Here is a 1,426-nt window from a genome sequence, read left to right on the forward strand (position 1 = left end):
CTGATGCAGGACGCCCGCAACACCAATGTGGGCATCGTGCCGACGCATTTCGCCGTCATTTTCGACTATTCCTCGAAGACGTTCCGCAGCGATCTCTACCCGGAATACAAGGCGAACCGCTCGGCGCCGCCGGAAGACCTGATCCCGCAATTCGGGCTGATCCGCCAGGCGACGGTGGCCTTCAACCTGCCCTGCATCGAGATGGAGGGTTTCGAGGCCGACGACATCATCGCAACCTATTGCCGGCTGGCCTGCGAGGTCGACGCCGACACCACCATCATTTCCTCCGACAAGGACCTGATGCAGCTGGTCGGCCCGACGGTCGGCATGTACGACCCGATGAAGGACCGCCAGATCGGCATTCCCGAAGTGATCGAGAAATGGGGTGTGCCGCCGGAAAAGATGATCGACCTGCAGGCGCTCACCGGCGACTCGGTCGACAACGTTCCGGGCGTGCCCGGCATCGGCCCGAAGACCGCGGCGCAGCTCCTGGAACAGTTCGGCGACCTTGATGGGCTGCTGGCGCGTGCCTCCGAGATCAAGCAGGACAAGCGGCGCGAGACCATCATCGCCAATGCCGACAAGGCCCGCATCTCGCGTCAGCTGGTGACGCTGAAGAACGATGTGCCGCTGAAGGAGGGGTTGGACGACCTGGTGCTGCACGCGCCGGACGGACCGAAGCTGATCGGCTTCCTGAAGACCATGGAATTCACCACGCTAACGCGACGCGTCGCCGAGGCGACCGCGACCGAGATCGGCGACGTCCAGGCTTCCGCCGTCATCGTCGAGCGCGCCGATGCCGCGCACGGCCCCGATGTCGGCGCCAGCGCGCCGCAAAGGCAGGCAGTGCCTCAATCAAACGGCGACGCGAAGCCCGCCTCGCCAGCCACGAGGGGCGAGGACGCGCCGCCGCAGGGCGACACCCCATCGCTCCTTTCGGCGCTGCGGCTGGAACAAGCCTCGGCGAGCAAGATCGACCCTTCGGCCTATGCGCCCATCCGCGATGCGGCCGCGCTGAAAGCCTGGATAGCCGAAGCCCGCGAGGCCGGCATCCTCGCTTTTGACGCCGAGACCAGCTCGTCCGACCCGATGCAGGCCGATCTCATCGGCCTGTCCATGGCGGTCGCGCCGGGCCGCGCCGTCTACGTGCCGCTTGCCCACAAGAACGGCAATGGCGACCTGCTTGGCGGCGGCATGCTGGAGAACCAGATCCCGGTCCGCGAGGCGCTGGCGCTGCTCAAGCCGCTGCTCGAGGACCGGTCGGTCCTCAAAATCGTGCAGGACATGAAATACGACATCGTCGTGATGAGCCGGCACGGCATCGAGGTCGGACCGTTCGACGACACGATGCTGATCTCCTACGTGCTCGACGCCGGCACGTCCGGCGGTCACGACCTCGCCTCGCTGTCGGAGAAATGGCTGGGAC

At 65.9% G+C, this 1,426-nt stretch carries 1 protein-coding gene; it reads left to right on the forward strand.

The window, feature by feature from the left end:
- Nucleotides 1–1,426 (forward strand): 5'-3' exonuclease H3TH domain-containing protein (locus EOA24_RS37865; protein WP_281059934.1); only part of this gene is annotated, 1,426 nt, incomplete at both ends.

This window comes from Mesorhizobium sp. M2A.F.Ca.ET.039.01.1.1 (assembly GCF_003998035.1).
Lineage (GTDB): Bacteria > Pseudomonadota > Alphaproteobacteria > Rhizobiales > Rhizobiaceae > Mesorhizobium.